This window comes from Bradyrhizobium centrolobii (genome assembly GCF_001641635.1).
Classification (GTDB): domain Bacteria; phylum Pseudomonadota; class Alphaproteobacteria; order Rhizobiales; family Xanthobacteraceae; genus Bradyrhizobium; species Bradyrhizobium centrolobii.
In genome coordinates, this window is the sequence record NZ_LUUB01000043.1 from 35,471 (window position 1) to 52,180 (window position 16,710).

Here is a 16,710-nt window from a genome sequence, read left to right on the forward strand (position 1 = left end):
TCACTGGTAACGGGGTCTTGTCGGTTTTGCTGCATCTTGCATCCCACGGGAGGGCTGGATGGGCACATCAATCCGATGGACCGCGCGCATGCGCGCGCTGCTCCGCCGCTGGCGCGGGGCGCCTCTGACGTGGCTGATCGTCGGCGGCTTCGTGCTGATGGCCGCAACGGCGGTCGGCACCGCGCTCACCGTCGACCGCTTCCGGCAGAACGCGATCGAAAGCGGCCGCGACAGCCTGGAAAGCGCGGTGCGGCTGCTGGCGCGGCATTTCGACCGCGAGTTCGAGGATTTCGCGGTACTGCAGAAGAGCGTCATCACCGAGCTCGAAAGCCATGGCATCGCATCCGCGGACGTGTTCCGCAGCGAGATGGGCACGCTCGCCGTGCACGAGGTGCTGCGCACCAAGGCCAGCGGCTGGTCCGACGTCGCCGGCGCCAACGTGTTCGATTCCAAGGGCGTGCTGATCAATTCGTCGAAGCGCTGGCCGGTCGCCGATATCTCGGTCGCCGACCGCGCCTATTTCAATCGCCTCAAGAATGACCCGGCCTCGCAGGAAGAGGTCGAGGTCGTCCCCGGTCGGCTCGGCAAAGGGCCGGCGATCGTGTTCGCGCGGCGCGTGTCCGGTCCGCATGGCGAATTCCTTGGGCTGGTCTCGCGTGCGATCACACCGGAGCAGCTCGAATCGTTCTTCGGATCGACCGGGCTCGGCGAGGAATCCTCGATCGCGATGCACCACCAGAACGGCCAGCTGCTCGCGCGCGTTCCGCATGTCGATGCGATGATCGGGCAGAATTACCGCAAGGGGCCGCCCGAGCAGATGGCCGTGTTCGAGCGCACCTTCGTCACCACACAGCTCGCAAGCCCGATCGACGGCAAGGACCGCATCGTCGCCTCGCGTCTTCTGACCGGCGAACCGCTGGTCGTGGTCGCGACCAAGTCGCTGGACGCGACGCTCGCCACCTGGCGCACGCAAACCAAGTTCTTCGTCACCGTCGCCGTGCTGTCGATCGCGCTGCTCGTGCTCACGCTGTACCTGATCTTCCGCCAGATGACGCACAGGCTCTCGGTGGAGAAGCAGCGGCTCGACACCGCGATGAACACCATGACGCAGGGCCTCCTGATGTTCGACCAGGACGAGCGGCTCATCGTCTGCAACCGCCGCTACGTCGAGATGTACAGGCTGTCGACCGACGTGGTGAAACCCGGCGCCTATTTCCGCGACGTGATCCAGCATCGTTACGACACCGGCTCGTTCCACGGCGACGTCGATTCCTATTGCGACAGCATTTTGGACAATGTCGGGCGCACGCAGAGCGCCGTCGTGGAGACCGCCGACGGCCGCCTGATCGAAATCAAGAACCAGCCCGGCGCCGCCGGCGGCTGGCTCGCGACCCATGACGACGTCACCGAGCGCATCCGCGCGGACGAGCGCATCGCGCATATGGCGCATTACGACGCGCTGACCGACCTGCCGAACCGCGTGCTGATGCGCGGGCATCTGGAGCGGCGCGTGGCAGAGCTCGCCGAGGGCAAGCCGTTCGCGATCCTCTACATCGACGTCGACGAGTTCAAGGGCATCAACGACTCGCTCGGCCACGAGGTCGGCGACGAGCTGTTGCGCCAGGTCGCGAACCGCCTGCGCGCCTGTGTCAGCGGCAACGACCTCGTCGCGCGGCTCGGCGGCGACGAGTTCGCCATCATCAAGGCCGGCAGCAGCGATCAGGCCGAGCTGACAGCCCTGGCGGAGCAGATCCTGAATTCGCTGCGCACGCCCGTGGACTGCAAAGGCCAGGAGATCCCGACCGACGCCAGCATCGGGATTGCGATCGCGCCCGACCACGGCGACAATCTCGACGACCTGCTCAAGCGCGCCGATCTTGCGATGTATGCGGCGAAAACCGAGGGTCGCGGCACCTTCCGTTTCTTCGTCCCCGAATACGACGCCAAGGCCAGGCAGCGGCGGCAGCTCGAGCTCGATCTGCGGCAGGCGCTCGCCCGCGGCGAGTTCGAGGTGCATTACCAGCCGCTGGTCGATCTGGCGGCCAATGTGGTGACGGGATGCGAGGCGCTGCTGCGCTGGCGCCATCCGGAGCGCGGCATGGTCTCGCCGGCGGAGTTCATTCCCGTCGCCGAAGACACCGGATTGATCGGCGAGATCGGCGAATGGGTGCTGAAGCAGGCCTGCACCGAGGCGGCCTCCTGGCCCGGCCAGATCCACGTCGCGGTCAACGTCTCGCCGGTGCAGTTCCGGTCCAAGACGCTGGCGCTGAAGGTCGCCGCTGCTCTTGCGGAATCAGGCCTCGCACCGGGACGGCTCGAGCTCGAGATCACCGAAACGGTCCTCATCCGCGACGACGAGGAGGCGCTGACGATCCTCCAGCAGCTTCGCGAACTCGGCGTGCGCATCGCGCTCGACGATTTCGGCACCGGCTATTCGTCGCTGAGCTATCTGCACCGCTTCCCCTTCGACAAGATCAAGATCGACCGCAGCTTCATCAGCGACATCGGCGAGCCCGAGGACTCCTCTCCGATCGTCCAGGCGGTGGTGCACATGGCCGCAGCCCGCCACATGGCGACGACGGCGGAAGGCGTCGAGACCGAGGCGCAGCGCGAGGTGCTGCGGCAGCTCGGATGCAGCCAGATGCAGGGCTGGCTGTTCAGCCCGGCCGTACCTGCGGCAAAGCTGAAACAGTTGCTGTCGGCGCAGGCGGCCGCGGCTTAGCGCGCGTACTCGTCCCCGGCGCCCGGCATCGGCGATGGTCCGCATGTCCCTCCGAAGCGCAAAGCGAGTCCATCCGCGCGTCCGCCTTGGGCCCAACAGGCGACATTGGGAAGCCGCCAACTGAGGTGACCTTTACATTGGTGTCCGCAGCTCGCTGTTGATCCAACCCGTGCTCTTTTCGGCCTTCATCGGAGCGGGCTCAATGCGGACATGCCCGCCAACTCGATGCTGTCCCAAGTAGGACACCAGCGAAACCGAATTAGGACACTGCGGCAAGTCCGAGTTAAGCCGGCTGCTCGGTCGCATATGGCGCGGCCCCAGTGCATGTTGGTGTGCCTGGACCAGCGTAAGCGTTGGCTGGTCCGACAACTTGGCCTCAGCTCACCCCCCCCGAGTTGGGGCCTTTTGTTAATTGGGAATTAAAAACGCCGCCCGCTTAAACGAAGCGCAGGCGGCGGTTTACCAGCCCCGTGGCGCGAAGTCGGCGATAGGTCCCTTAGCGGAGTTCCCGAGACAAGCCCGATTCTCTCTCTGGTAGATGACCATATGCCGCACAACCTATTAAGCAACTGTTAGGAAATGCTATCCCAAATGGCATCAGCCATCAACGACAACTTTACCGAGTTCCATCGCCCGGAACAAGCACATGAATGTACCCGCTCTCCTGATCGCAGCGACCTTTGGCGCAGCATTCCTTGCGGTGGAGTATAAGTGGTACTACCAGCCCGACACGATCAATCTAGATGCCGTGATCAGCACCTTCTCCACAGAACACATGAAGGCTCGCGCGGCAGTTCGGCATGTGCTGATCGATCCGGATTCGGCAAAATTCAACGCATTACGTTCAGTCGAGGCAGACGCGGCGAGATATGTTTGCGGCGCTGTCAAAGCCAGAGATAAGTCCGGCCAATTTGTCGATGCGGCGTTCGTTTATGCTGCGGCCGTTGACTATGCTCGCATCGATGACGGCGGCCGGATCACGCACCAGCACTCGGGGTTCAGACCTTGCCCGACTGAGGAGGACAAGGTCGCGCAGCAGGGGCCGGCTCTATCACCCGGCGTGTTGTCCGTCGTGAAAACCGTTCAGAAGGTCGCCCCCCCAGCCGACACGTCAGCCGTGTCGGCTCGGACAACGCTTGGCTCGGCGGGCGGAACGTCGTCCAGCGGGACGATAGAGCAACAGGTCCGCCAGTTGGCCGCGCAGACCGTCCCATCTGATTTGGCAAGTGGACAGCAAGCAAATCCGACGATGAAGCGTGGGCTTGGCAATGAACGTCAGTGGCGAGTTGATCAGCCTCCGGTCGCATGGCCCACGTTCCCTCCAGATCACCCACTGGCGAGGTCAACCCGGAAACGAACCCCATCCGAAGCACTAGCTTCAGCGGAAGACGTGGAAGAGCGCTGGAAGCAAGCGGAATCGTCCGGAAACATCACGATGCGTCCCTCATCGGAAGAAATCCAAGAGGCCTGTCGAGCGCTACTTACGATCGATCCCAAAGACACCGAATATCGAAAAGCCTGGGCAGCGTTCTTGCAATTACAAGAAATAGACCGCGCCATTGCGATGAAATGAAACTGGAATCGCGAAAAACTTAGTTGGCTTGGTGGAGGTCCGTTTCGTGACCACCATCAAAGCTGAAGCAATCGCTCTCGGAGCAGGCGGCGGCCGCCGCCTGAGGCCGGTTCCCCCTGCGTCGCGGGCAGTGGTCCGCCCGCAGTTCCCGGAAAATAGGATCAAACGCCGGGCCTTGCAGTTATCGCTCCGCTGAGACGGCCGGAACCTCGGCCGCGGGCATCCTTCAACACCGCATCACGCGCATCGCAGACGGCCGCGTCTGCGCTTCTGCGCGCATGCGCATATCGAGCGAGGCGACATGACGATCGTAATCTCCCGGATGATCCCTCTCGTTGCGGCGGCAATCATGATCTGCGCGCCCGCAGATGCCCGCGACGATGGCCGCTATGCGAACTCTCCCCTCAAGGGCTGGTTCGAGAGTCTGCACAGCAAAGCCGGAGGCCCCTGCTGCGCGGACGCCGACGGCACGGCCCTCGACGACCTCGACTGGGACACGAGAGATGGACATTACCGCGTCCGGCTTCAGGGCGAGTGGATCGAGGTGCCCGACGACGCCGTGATCACCGAGCCGAACCGCGCCGGCCGCACCATCGTCTGGCCCTATTACGTCAACGGCCGCGCGATGATCCGCTGCTTCATGCCGGGCAGCATGACGTAGATCGGGTTCCTCAGAGGAAAGCGCGATCAGATATTGAGTGCAGTTCTGCCGCCCGGATGTCCACCCCTCCCCAGCGGGGAGAGGTGAAGTAAGCGCCTCGGCTTGTCCCGGTTGATCGCGCTCAACACGCGGCGTTCACATCTGCCGTCTGGCGGCACTCACTTCGGCGAATTCGGAGTCGGGATGGCTGACGATGGTGGCGAACATGATGCCGCTGATGATCAGCGACCAGGCGGTGTCCCAATAGATCCAAAACATGTGCCAGCCTCCGTTTCAGTGTCCTCCGCCCGCGGGATCAGGGTAACGGCAGAACACGGCGGCCGTTCCCATTGCGATTGCGGCTCGGCATGACAAGTGCGGGCGCAGCGCGGCGCTATTTTCCGTTGGTCGGCGGCGGCCCGCGATCGGTTTGACCGGTGTGGCGCTTTGCCACGATATCTTGATCGCGCGGACCCTTGCGCGGGCGTGGCGGTGGCTTGGGCTGGCCGGCCTGGCCGCCATGCTTGCCGACCGTGTCGGGCTGGCCTTCGAGATCGTTTTCGCAAGGCACGCCGTTTCAATGCGCGCGCGGCATTGGTTCGCAATCGCGTGAGCGCTTTCGGTGTGAACGAGTTCATACGAACGCCGCCTTTTGCAGTGCACTATCATTCGCGCGCCTCTCGCGCATCACATCTTCGACGAACGGATTTTGGCCTGATGCGCAAACGACTTGTGGCCTGGACCATCCTGACTTCCGCCCTGGTTGCGGTCGCCGTGTGGACCGTGCTCGGGCCACCCGAACATCCCGGCAGCCCGCATTTGCCTTCGCGCAGCCTCGAAGCGGCGGTGCGATAGCAGCCGTCTCCCCTCGCCCCCGCTTGTGGCAGCGACCGCCACCGATGCAATTTCGGCATCGATCGATCCCAACTGGAATTTGGTGCAGCAGCGCCCGGCTCGCTATCCTCGCCGCAAAACGACAATGCCGCCATCAGGCACGATCGATCAGGAGGAGCCCATGTTCAGACCGACCCGCCGCATCGCATCCGCGGCGCCACGCGCTGCGATCGCCTCAATTCTCGTCGCTTCCCTCGCCCTCATTTCCGGAGCCGGCACCAGCATGGCCGAGACCTTCGCCTATATCGGCAATGCCGACAGCAACGACATCAGCGTGTTCAAGATGACCGAGGGCGGCGAGATGACGCCGGTGCAGACGGCCGCGTTCAAAGGCGTCGAGAAGCCCGGCTCCTCGACGCCGCTCGCAATCACGCCCGATCGCCGCGTACTGATCGTCGGCGTCCGCTCGCAGCCCTATCTCGCGGTGAGCTTCGCGATCGACCCCAAGACAGGTCAGCTCAGCCACATCGGCAACGGCCCGCTCGCCGACAGCATGGCCAACATCGCAAGCGACCACAGTGGCAAATTCCTGTTCAGCGCCTCCTATGGCGGCAACAAGGTCGCGGTGAATCCGCTGCTTGCGAACGGTGTGGTTGGCGAGCCGAAGCAGGTGATCCCGACCGGGCTGAATGCACATGCCTTCCTGCCCTCGCCCAACAACCATTTCGTGTTCGCGACCAATCTCGGCTCCGACCAGGTGCTGAGCTTCGCGTTCGATGCCACGAGCGGCACGCTGGCACCGAGCGATCCGCCGGCGATCAAGGTGCCGGAAAAGTCGGGGCCGCGGCACTTCGTGTTTCATCCGAGCGGCAAGTTCGTCTATCTCGTCCACGAGTTGAACGGCGACGTCGCGGCGTTCAGCTATGAGGCCAGGAATGGCGCATGGAGCGAGATCCAGCGCACCACCGCACTGCCCGAAGGTTTTAACGGGAAACCTTGGGCCGCCGATATCCACATCACCCCGGACGGACGCTTCCTGTACGCCTCCGAGCGCACCACCAATACGCTCACCGCCTACAAGGTCGACGCGGCCAGCGGCAAGCTGACTACGATCGGCAGCGTGCCGACCGAGAAGCAGCCGCGCGGCTTCAACATCGATCCCACCGGCCGCTATCTCGCCGCCGTCGGCGAACTGTCCGACAGCATGACGGTCTATGCCATCGACCAGACCAGCGGCGCGCTGAGCAGGCTGAAGGCCTATCCCACCGGCAAGAAGCCGAACTGGGTGGAGTTTTTAAGCCTACCGTAAGGGGCCGGCCAAACTCCCACCCTCCCTTGGAGGGCAGGGGAGGGTAAGGGACAGCGAACCTCCTCTTTATTGTCGCGACCAATTCAACAGGCGGCATCGCGCCGCCCACGCGGCTGCGGCATTCTCGTCACGGGCCGGCCATGGCCCGCCGTGCGCGCATCTGCTATCGATGGGACCTCAAACGCCCAACCGGAATGATCTATGCGTCCATTGCCTGCGCGTTCCTTTTCCAGACAGCTCGTTGCTCTCGCCGGACTGTTGGTGCTGTCCACCCAGCCCGCACCCGCCGCCGATGACGACGCGCCCAAGGGGCCGGCGGTCACGGTGCTGAAGGCGGCCAAATCGTGCTTCTCCGACATTGTCGAGGCTACCGGAACGATCGTCGCGCGCGAGGAGACCTCGGTGCGGCCCGAGCGTCCCGGGCTGAAGGTCACGGAGGTGCTGGCGGAAGCCGGCGACACCACCACCGCCGGCCAGGTGCTGGCGCGCCTCGCGCTGCCCGAGGGCGGAACGCTCCAGGTCACGGCGCCCGTGGCCGGCGTGATCGCGACATCGACCGCACAGATCGGCGGGGTCGCCTCGGCCAAGGGCGAGGCGCTGTTCACGATCGTGGCGCGCAGCGAATATGATCTCGTCGGCCTGGTGCCGACCAGCGACGTGAGGAAGCTCGCGGTCAACCAGCCGGCGATCGTGCGCGTCTCCGGCGCCGGCGATTTCGACGGCAAGGTGCGCCGCATCGGGCCGACCGTCGAGCCGAACATCCAGCAGGGCGTGGTCTATATCGGGATAACGTCGCAGCGCCGGCTCCTGCTCAACGCCAGCGGGCGCGCCCTGATCACGACCGGAAAGAGCTGCAACGTCGCGGTGCCGCTGACCGCCGTGCAGTACTCCTCCGCCGGCACCGTGGTGCAGGTGATCCGGCGCAACCGCGTCGAGACCAAGCGCGTCGAGATTGGACTCATGCAGGGCGGCAATATCGAGGTCCGCGACGGCCTCAACGAAGGCGACATCGTCGTCGCCCGCGCCGGCGCGCTGTTGCGCGAAGGCGATCCCGTGCGCCCGGTGATGGCGAGCGCGGAAGCAGCGAAGTAGGGTCTCACCGCCGTCATTGCGAGGAGCGAAGCGACGAAGCAATCCAGACTGCCTCCGCGGAAACAGCCTGGATTGCTTCGCTTCGCTCGCAAAACGATGTGGATACGGTGGGCGTTACATACGCAAATCGTAAGGTGGGCAAAGCCGAGCGTGCCCACCTCTTTTATCGGAATCCTGGAGAGATGGTGGGGTACGGCGCTTTGCGCCTTTGCCCACCCTACGACACTGCGCTTAAAAAAATAGACCCCGGCTCAGCGTCGCATCACTGCATGATGCGCCGCGTCCGGGGCACGAGACTTCGCTAGACTTAAGAAAAACTAGCCGCCGGCTTTGTTGAGCTGGACGTCTTCGAGCAGCGACGAGGAGACGGTCGGAACCTGGTCGCCTTCGGAGGCGCGGGAGATGGCGACGCGGGTCTTGTTGAAGATGGCTTCGGCGCCGGCCTTCGTGTCGAGATTGTTGAGGAGCTCGCTGACCAGCACGCTGTGCTCGCCCTTGCCGTCGTCGGCGACCTTGCCGGGCGAGGCGGAGGAGAGGATCAGCGCATTGTCGGGCGCGCTGATCGGCGCGAGCCCGTGCGAATAGGAGCGGAAGCGGCGTTCATAGGGGTTACGGCGGGAGGCGTCGACGACGACGAGCTTGGCCTTCGCGCCCTGCTCCTTCATCATCTCGAGCACGCCGTCGATGGAGACGCCGTGGCGGCGCACATCGCTCTCCTTCCAGATCACGGCATCGACCGGAAGCATGTAGCTCTCGCGGCCGGCCTGCACGCCAAACCCGCCGAAGAACAGCATGACGACGCTGTCGCTCTTGATCCGGGACTTCAGGCGGTTGACGGCGCGGACCATGTCGTCCTTGCTCGCGTCCTCCACCATGTCGACGTCAAATCCGTTCTTGCGCAGCGCCGAGGACAGCGCACGCGCGTCGTTGATCGACTGCGTCAGCGGCGCGTTGGCGTCGGGATAATGACCATTGCCGATGACGAGCGCCAGGCGCGAGGTCTGGCCGATCGAGCCCGTGATCTGGTCGGTCGAGACGGCCTTGGCGGCGTCGAGCGCGCGCATGTTGAGGGCAGCATGGGCACCGATCGCGAGCGACACCGTGCCGATGAGGGCTGCGGCAACCGCAATCGTGCGTCGGGAAATGTCGAGCTGCCTTACATTCATCTCGGTTCATTCCTGTCAGTGCCAAAGACCGTCCAAGCGCGCGCACACTGGTTGAGTAACGCGATGGCGTCTTCAGGTTTGAGGGATTGGCCGGGGATGTGTCCCCGTATTGCGCGCAATTTGCGGCGCCGCACCAAACAAACCCTTAACCGGATATCGCCGTCCCGGCAATAGATTGCCCAAAATTTGAGCTAAACCACTGAAGCTGTTAGTTAATTAGCAAATCGGGGTTTGCGTATTTTTTCATCATTCGCCCCCCTTCCAGCGCCTCAATGATGTGGCGGCTCGGCCATCTTTTTCCGTGACCTCCGTCACATTTGTATTTCCTGCGAATCCGGGTAGCTTTTCAAAGACTTGCAGGGGCTCTGGCGCGGGGTGGGAGAGCGCGCTCGCTGGAACCCGCGCAAGGCCCCGCGACCAGGTATTTCATGAGCTTCCATTACTTTGCCGGCGCCGCCTGCCGGGCGCTGACAGCGCGGAAGGACGGCCCGTCGCTTTACGACGTCTGCGATCCCGTGCTGGCGGGTCCGGCCAGCGGCGATCCGCATCTGGCAAAATTCTACAAGACCGCGCTCGGCAATCCCGCGCTGCGGATCCTGCTGCGCCGCGCCGGCCTGCCGGAGTTGCGCGCCGAGGCCAAACTGACCCGGCTTCGCGAGGCGCTGGTCCGCGCCCGCGACGATGCCGAGCCCGACTGGGCGGTGCTGGGCCAGCCCGTCGCCGATCTCGTCGACACCATCGCGCTCGACCATCCCAGGCCGCCGCCGGTGCCGTTCGCCGGCACCATGCCGCAGCAGGCGCAGATCGAAGGTGCGATCCGCGACTGTGCGCAGCACCTCTTGCGCTCATACCGCCAGAACGGATTCCTGCCGACCTATGCCGCCTTCAACCTGATCGGCGATCCCGACTTCCGCGGTCGCGAGCTGATCATGACGCTGACCGGCCTGAACGCGCGCGGCTACAAGAACTCGTCGCTGCTGTTCAACCTCGCCCGTGTCTTCATCGCGCGCTCGCAGGCGCGCGCCATCGTCAATCCACCGTGGACCGGCATTGCCGAGCCGATGTGGGAGCCGGTGCAGATCCGCCACCGCTCGGCCTATTACGATGCGTTCTTCATCGAAGCGCTGCTGAGCTATGTCGAGACCGGCCTCGCCTCGCCGGCCGACAAGACGGCCGCGGAGCGCGCCATCGCCGACATGGTCGATTTCTGTGTCAACATCAGCCGCGAGGAGGTGCGCGGCACCGACGGCGTCCGCTTCGACGTCATCACCGCGCTGGCGCCGGCGCCGCATCCGCGCTTTTCCCGCTTCTTCGCCCAGATCAAGCAGGACCTCGGCTTCGGCGTCTACGTGCCGGACTGCGACACCACGGCCTGCTCGATCTCCGCAGCGACGCAAGCAGGCAGCCATGATCCGATCCTCGACCAGCCGCTGCTCGACTTCTATGCCGGCTACCAGGTACGCGCGGGCGTCAACGAGCCGCGGGTCACCGTCCCGCTCAACGACAATATCGACTACGAAGGCGGCGTTGCGACCTGGATCGACAATCTCGCCGGCGAGCGGCCCTATGGCAACGATCTCGATCCGACGCTCAATCTCGACATTCTCGAGGTGAGCTTCCGCAACCTGGCGCGTTGGAAGATTTTGGAAACGCCGGCGCGGCTCGCCACCGTGCACCGCATCCTCGGCTTCCAGAAGCGGCTGGCGGCAAGCGGCGCATTTTCCAATCCGCGCTCGCACATCTATTATCTGCCCGAGCTCTACAGCGCCTATTTCGGCCGCTGCTACGCGACTTTCCTGTCACTGCCGCTGGCAGCGCAGGCCGCGATCGATCCCGACGGCGATTTCGATTTCATCCGCCACCGCGTGCTCTCCTACGTCAAGGGCGAGCTGATGGCCGCCGAGATGAACGTGTTCGATGCCGCGCTGGCGTTGATCGCGCTCGGCCATCTCGGCGCCGACTCACGCTCCTTTGCGCCGGCGCTCAACGTCATCATCGCCCAGCTCGGCGAAGGCGGCCGCCGCGGCCCGTTCCGCGCCTATGAATGGAACAAGATGAAGACGCCGACACGGATTCTGGTCGGCGGTCCCGAGGTGACGTCGGCGTTCGTGCTGATGGCGCTGGCGGTGGCGAGGCGGGCGATGAATGGGCGGGGGTGACATCTCGTGCCCCCGGTACCGAAGCGCAGGGTGGGCAAAGGCTCGCTCTTTGCGCGCCGTGCCCACCATACATCCGCGATGCCAGAGATTGTGGGCACGCTTCGCTTTGCCCACCCTACCGGGTCTGTCACCCAATGACGCGAAGTTGAAAGCCTATCTGTTAGGCAGACGCTGGCCGGGCGCCCAAAAGCCGACCACAATCGCGCGGCTTATCGAAATTTTTCTCATACGCGGACCGGCATGTTGCGAAAATTCCTGATTGCGTTGTCCCTGATCGTCGTCCCGTCGCTGGCGCAGGCCGCCGACATCACCGGAACCGCGAAAGTCCGCGCCGGCGATTTCGTCGTGATCGGGAACACGCGGATCCGGCTCGGCGGCATCGACGCGCCCTCGGTCGACCAGCTCTGCCTCAACACCAAGGCCGAGCGCTGGACCTGCGGCGTCGCGGCGCGCGACGAGCTCGCGAAATATACCGAAGGCAAGAGCTGGGTCTGCCATACCCGATCGATCGACCGGCGCGGCCGCACGGTCGCGCGCTGCGAGGTCGGCGGCGAGGACATCCAGAAATGGCTGGTGCACAGCGGCTGGGCGCTGGCCTACACCCGCATGTCCCACGACTACGACGCCGACGAGGCCGCCGCGCGCGAGGCCAAGGCCGGCATGTGGCAGGGCGCCTTCATCGCGCCATGGGACTGGCGCGTGCGCAACAAGAGGACCCCGATCCTGGGCGCCACCAAGCCGCCCGAGGGCGCGCATGCGGTGCTGCTTGCCTCGGCCTCGGGGCCGGTCGCGCCCTCGCCGGATTGCACCATCAAGGGCAACGTCAACACCTCGGGCGAATGCATCTACCATACCCCGACCAGCCGCTGGTACACGCAGATCAAGATGAAGATCAGCAAGGGCACCCGCTGGTTCTGCTCGGTCGAGGAGGCGGAAGCCGCCGGCTGCCGCGAGACGCGGAGATAGCGCATGGTCCGGACCCGAAGGGCCGCGTCAGCGCAAAGTGTGAAGCGGTTTTCCGATTAAGACCATGCTCAAAACAAAAAGCCACCTCAGACCTGCATTTTACGTACTTTTCCTGGGTCCCCGCGGCGCGTAAAAGCGTGATCGAGCAACCCATCAGCCTGTTCTCAAGCAACAAGGACAAACGACAATGACCGTTCGCGCGGGCCGGGAATTTCTGGCCATCCCCGGGCCCACTTCAATGCCCGACGAGGTGCTGCGGGCGATGCACCGTCCGGCGATCGACATCTACTCCAAGCAGATGACGGATCTGACCGAGAGCCTGCTTCATGACCTCTCGAAGCTGTTTGCGACCAAGGGCAAATCCTACATCTACATCGCCAACGGCCACGGCGCCTGGGAAGCGGCGCTCAGCAACGTGCTGTCGCGCGGCGACAAGGTGCTGGTGCTGGAAAGCGGCCGCTTCGCAGTCGGCTGGGGCAATGCCGCGGCGCTGATGGGCGCCGAGGTCGAGGTGCTCAAGGGCGACTGGCGGCGCGCGGTGCGGCCGCACGAGGTCGAGGAGCGCCTGCGCCGCGACAAGGAGCACAAGATCAAGGCGGTCGTCGTCGTCCAGGTCGACACCGCTTCCGGCGTGCAGAACGACATCGAGGCGATCGGCAAAGCGATCAAGGCGAGCGGCCATCCCGCGCTGTACATGGTCGACACCGTCGCTTCCCTCGGCTGCATGCCGTTCGAGATGGACAAATGGGGTATCGACGTCGCGATGTCCGGCTCGCAGAAGGGCCTGATGACGCCGCCCGGCCTCGGCTTCGTCGCCGCCAACGATCGCGCGCTGGAGGCACACAAGAAGGCCAACATGAGCACGCCCTACTGGAGCTGGAGCGAGCGCGAGGGCACCGAGCACTATCGCAAATATGCCGGCACCGCGCCGGTGCATCTGTTGTTCGCGCTGCGCCAGGCGATCGACCTGCTGCACGAGGAAGGGCTCGAGCATGCCTTCCGTCGTCATCGCCTGCTCGGCGAAGCCGCGCGCCGCGCGGTCGCCTCATGGTCGGAAGGCCAGGTGCTCGGCTTCAACGTTACCGAAGCCAACGAACGCTCCAACACCGTGACAACGGTGACCATGGGCAACGGCCATGATCCGGCGGTGCTGCAGCGCTATTGCAAGGACAAATGCGGCGTGGTGCTCGGCACCGGCATCGGCGACCTCTCCGGCCAGGCCTTCCGCATCGCCCATATGGGCCACGTCAACGCCCCGATGCTGCTCGGCACGCTCGGCGTGGTCGAGATCGCACTGAACGCGCTGAAGATCCCGCACGGCAAAGGCGGGCTCGAGGCGGCGGTTGCGTATCTCGGTCAGCAGGTTGAGGCGTAGGTTTCTTCGCCTCTCCCCCCGTGCGGGGAGAAGCGCAGCCACAAATTCCGCCGTCGTTCCGGCGAAGGCCGGGACGACATCGGAGTGCTGGGTTCTTTAAATCCCCCGCGATCGATCTGATATAGGTGCGAGACACGAAGCACTCGCACGAGGATCGATTTGCCCAAGACCACCAGCAAGACCACCAGCAAGACCCAGACCGCTCCCGTCGCCCCGCGCCGGCCGCATTCCTTCACCCGGCACGGCATCACCGTTGCCGACGACTATGCCTGGCTGAAGGACGCGAAATGGCAGGAGGTGCTGCGCGATCCTGCGGTGCTCGATGGCGACATCCGCAAATATCTCGAGGAGGAGAACGCCTACACCGAGAGCCTGCTCGGGCATACCACGCCGCTGCAGAAGACGCTGGTGCGCGAGATGCGCGGGCGGATCAAGGAGGACGATTCCAGCGTGCCTTCGCCCGACGGGCCGTTCGCTTACTTCCGGAGATTCCGCGAAGGCGGACAACACGAGCTGTTCGGCCGCATGCCGCGCGAGGGCGGCGACAGCGATATCGTGCTCGATGGCGACGCGCTCGCGAAAGACCACAAATATTTCAAGTTCGGCGGCAGCCGGCACTCGCCCGACCACAGGCTGCAAGCCTGGAGCGCGGACACCAAGGGCTCCGAATATTTTTCGATCCGCGTGCGCGACTGGGCGACGGGCAAGGACTTTGACGACGTCGTCGAGGCGACCGACGGCGGCATCGTCTGGAGCAAGGATGCAAAGAGCTTCTTCTATGTAAAGCTCGACGACAATCACCGCCCGATGCAGGTGTGGCGGCACCGGCTCGGGACGAAGCCGGCCGACGACGTCCTGGTTTATGAGGAGCAGGACGCCGGCTGGTTCACCCATCTGCATGAGAGCACCAGCGGCCGCTTCTGCGTCATCGCGGGCGGCGATCACGAGACCTCCGAGCAGCGGCTGATCGATCTCGATAATCCCGAGGCGCCGCCGCGCCTCGTCGCGGCGCGGCAAGAGGGCGTGCAATATTCGCTCGCCGACCGCGGCGATCAGCTCTTCATCCTCACCAATGCGGATGATGCGATCGACTTCAAGATCGTCACAGCGCCGCTCGCATCTCCCGAGCGGGCAAACTGGCGCGATTTGATCCCGCATCGCGCGGGCATCTACATCATCGACTTCGATCTCTATGCCGGCCATCTGGTGCGGCTGGAGCGCGCCAATGCGCTGCCGGGGATCATCATCCGCGACCTCACCAATAGCGAAGAGCACGCGATCGCGTTCGACGAGGCGGCCTATTCGCTCGATACGATGGGCTCCTACGAATTCGAGACGACGAATCTGCGCTTTTCCTATTCGTCGATGACGACGCCGTCCGAGGTCTATGACTACGACATGGCGAAGCGCACGCGCGTCTTGCGCAAACGCCAGGAGATTCCGTCCGGGCACAACGCAGCCGACTACGTCACCACGCGCATCATGGCGAAGTCCCATGATGGCGCGGAGGTGCCGGTCTCGATCCTCTATAAGCGCGGCTTGAGGCTCGACGGCACGGCGCCGCTGCTGCTCTACGGCTACGGCTCCTATGGCATGGCGATGCCGGCATCCTTCAACGCCAACCGCCTGTCGCTGGTTGATCGTGGCTTCGTCTATGCCATCGCCCATATCCGCGGCGGCGCCGACAAGGGCTGGGGCTGGTATCTCGACGGCAAGCGCGAGAAGAAGACCAACAGCTTCGACGATTTCGCCGCAAGCGCACGCGCGCTGATCGACGCGAAATACACCAGCGCAAAGCGCATCGTCGGCCATGGCGGCTCGGCCGGCGGCATGCTGATGGGCGCGGTCGCCAACCGCGCCGGCGAATTGTTCGCCGGTATCGTCGCCGAAGTGCCGTTCGTCGACGTGCTCAACACCATGCTCGACGACACGTTACCGCTGACGCCGCCGGAATGGCCGGAATGGGGCAACCCGATCGAGAGCGAGAAGGATTTCAGGACTATCCTGTCCTACTCGCCCTACGACAATGTCGAAGCGAAAGACTATCCAGCGATCCTCGCGATGGGAGGGCTTACCGATCCCCGCGTCACTTACTGGGAGCCCGCCAAATGGATCGCACGCCTGCGCGCCACCATGAGCGGCGGCGGCCCGGTCCTGCTCCGCACCAACATGGGCGCCGGCCACGGCGGCGCCTCCGGCCGCTTCGACCGGCTCGATGAAGTCGCGATCGTCTATGCATTTGCGCTGTGGGCGGTGGGGACGGCGGAGGCAGGGGTGTAGCATTGTAGCCCAGATGAAGCGCAGCGAAATCCGGGATTAGGCATCCGGCAAGACTGTCCCGGATTGCGCTGCGCTCCATCCGGGCTACGCACCGCCGGGAGGACGGTGATGATGGGCTGTGAAGATTTTGTAAATTTGTTGGTAGCAGCCTCTGGCGGCGTACATGCTGCATACCAAGAAGTTCTTGAGGAATGGCAGCCGGGAGAGCCGCCTGTCACGACGCTATTTGCCGCCCTTGGTGATCGGATCGCTGAAGACTTTGGCCGCGCTGGCGTTGATGCCAACCGCCGCGTATTTTCGTTGATTGAGCAGGCGATGGAGAGTAGCGACCAAGGACTGGTAACGGCCGTCGCTACAGGCCTCATCGAAGCTTTGGCGACTCGGGCCGTCCGAAGTGAAAGCGTATGGAAGGAAGTGGCTTCACTTCTAGGTCCACGATCGCTGCATCACACGGAGGCCTGGTTAGCCGCATAATGCAGCTACCGGTCTTTGCCAAGCTACCCGGGTTGTGAGTCCCGGCCCTCGCCGGGACGACAGTGAGTATGGACAGCGGCTACCCAGATGCGCTTCCACGCTGAGCGCTTAGACGGAGTG

The 16,710-nt window shown here is 64.3% G+C and carries 14 protein-coding genes; 11 read left to right on the forward strand and 3 right to left on the reverse strand.

Going from position 1 to position 16,710, the window contains the following annotated elements; translation table 11 throughout:
- Positions 1-58 precede the first annotated feature (58 nt).
- The 3 genes from AYJ54_RS11870 to AYJ54_RS11880 all read left to right on the forward strand — a co-directional run bounded on the left by AYJ54_RS11870 (position 59) and on the right by AYJ54_RS11880 (position 4,956).
- Positions 59-2,722, forward strand: coding sequence for a bifunctional diguanylate cyclase/phosphodiesterase (locus AYJ54_RS11870; protein ID WP_063699103.1), 2,664 nt, complete (start codon positions 59-61; stop codon positions 2,720-2,722).
- Between the two features lie 646 nt (positions 2,723-3,368).
- Complete coding sequence (locus AYJ54_RS11875) at positions 3,369-4,295, forward strand: hypothetical protein (protein ID WP_063699104.1); 927 nt, start codon at positions 3,369-3,371, stop codon at positions 4,293-4,295.
- A 301-nt stretch (positions 4,296-4,596) separates the two neighbouring features.
- Positions 4,597-4,956 carry a hypothetical protein gene (locus AYJ54_RS11880; protein WP_063699105.1) on the forward strand — a complete coding sequence of 120 codons (360 nt, stop codon included), beginning with the start codon at positions 4,597-4,599 and terminating at the stop codon, positions 4,954-4,956.
- A 135-nt stretch (positions 4,957-5,091) separates the two neighbouring features.
- Here AYJ54_RS11880 and AYJ54_RS53465 read toward each other — a convergent pair whose 3' ends face one another.
- The gene (locus AYJ54_RS53465) at positions 5,092-5,214 is read right to left on the reverse strand and encodes a hypothetical protein (RefSeq protein WP_283808651.1); all 123 of its coding nucleotides are present in this window, start codon (positions 5,212-5,214) and stop codon (positions 5,092-5,094) included.
- 115 nt (positions 5,215-5,329) lie between these two features.
- Positions 5,330-5,506 carry a hypothetical protein gene (locus AYJ54_RS51250; RefSeq protein WP_201724173.1) on the reverse strand — a complete coding sequence of 59 codons (177 nt, stop codon included), beginning with the start codon at positions 5,504-5,506 and terminating at the stop codon, positions 5,330-5,332.
- 146 nt (positions 5,507-5,652) lie between these two features.
- On the opposite strand from AYJ54_RS51250, the gene AYJ54_RS50625 reads away from it, so the two are divergent.
- The 3 genes from AYJ54_RS50625 (at position 5,653) to AYJ54_RS11890 (ending at position 8,170) form a co-directional block, all read left to right on the forward strand.
- Positions 5,653-5,790 carry a hypothetical protein gene (locus AYJ54_RS50625; protein ID WP_161491841.1) on the forward strand — a complete coding sequence of 46 codons (138 nt, stop codon included), beginning with the start codon at positions 5,653-5,655 and terminating at the stop codon, positions 5,788-5,790.
- A gap of 160 nt (positions 5,791-5,950) precedes the next feature.
- Positions 5,951-7,078: a lactonase family protein gene (locus tag AYJ54_RS11885; protein WP_063699127.1), complete on the forward strand. Its 1,128-nt coding sequence runs from the start codon at positions 5,951-5,953 to the stop codon at positions 7,076-7,078.
- 201 nt (positions 7,079-7,279) lie between these two features.
- Positions 7,280-8,170 (forward strand): efflux RND transporter periplasmic adaptor subunit, encoded by an 891-nt coding sequence (locus AYJ54_RS11890; RefSeq protein WP_063699106.1) that lies wholly within the window; start codon positions 7,280-7,282, stop codon positions 8,168-8,170.
- Between the two features lie 317 nt (positions 8,171-8,487).
- Here the strand turns inward: AYJ54_RS11890 and AYJ54_RS11895 are convergent, their stop codons facing one another.
- Positions 8,488-9,336, reverse strand: coding sequence for a caspase family protein (locus AYJ54_RS11895; RefSeq protein ID WP_063699107.1), 849 nt, complete (start codon positions 9,334-9,336; stop codon positions 8,488-8,490).
- A 428-nt stretch (positions 9,337-9,764) separates the two neighbouring features.
- On the opposite strand from AYJ54_RS11895, the gene AYJ54_RS11900 reads away from it, so the two are divergent.
- The 5 genes from AYJ54_RS11900 (at position 9,765) to AYJ54_RS49220 (ending at position 16,590) form a co-directional block, all read left to right on the forward strand.
- Entirely contained in the window at positions 9,765-11,495 is a 1,731-nt protein-coding gene (locus AYJ54_RS11900) for a hypothetical protein (protein ID WP_063699108.1), read from the forward strand.
- A 240-nt stretch (positions 11,496-11,735) separates the two neighbouring features.
- On the forward strand, positions 11,736-12,461 hold the full coding sequence (locus AYJ54_RS11905; RefSeq protein ID WP_063699109.1) for a thermonuclease family protein: 726 nt from the start codon (positions 11,736-11,738) through the stop codon (positions 12,459-12,461).
- A gap of 187 nt (positions 12,462-12,648) precedes the next feature.
- Positions 12,649-13,836 (forward strand): pyridoxal-phosphate-dependent aminotransferase family protein, encoded by a 1,188-nt coding sequence (locus tag AYJ54_RS11910; protein WP_063699110.1) that lies wholly within the window; start codon positions 12,649-12,651, stop codon positions 13,834-13,836.
- A gap of 159 nt (positions 13,837-13,995) precedes the next feature.
- A complete protein-coding gene (locus AYJ54_RS11915) occupies positions 13,996-16,116 on the forward strand; it encodes a S9 family peptidase (protein WP_063699111.1) in 2,121 nt (706 codons plus the stop codon).
- Between the two features lie 108 nt (positions 16,117-16,224).
- Positions 16,225-16,590, forward strand: a complete 366-nt coding sequence (locus tag AYJ54_RS49220; protein WP_136623633.1) for a DUF7674 family protein — start codon at positions 16,225-16,227, stop codon at positions 16,588-16,590.
- Positions 16,591-16,710: the final 120 nt, after the last annotated feature.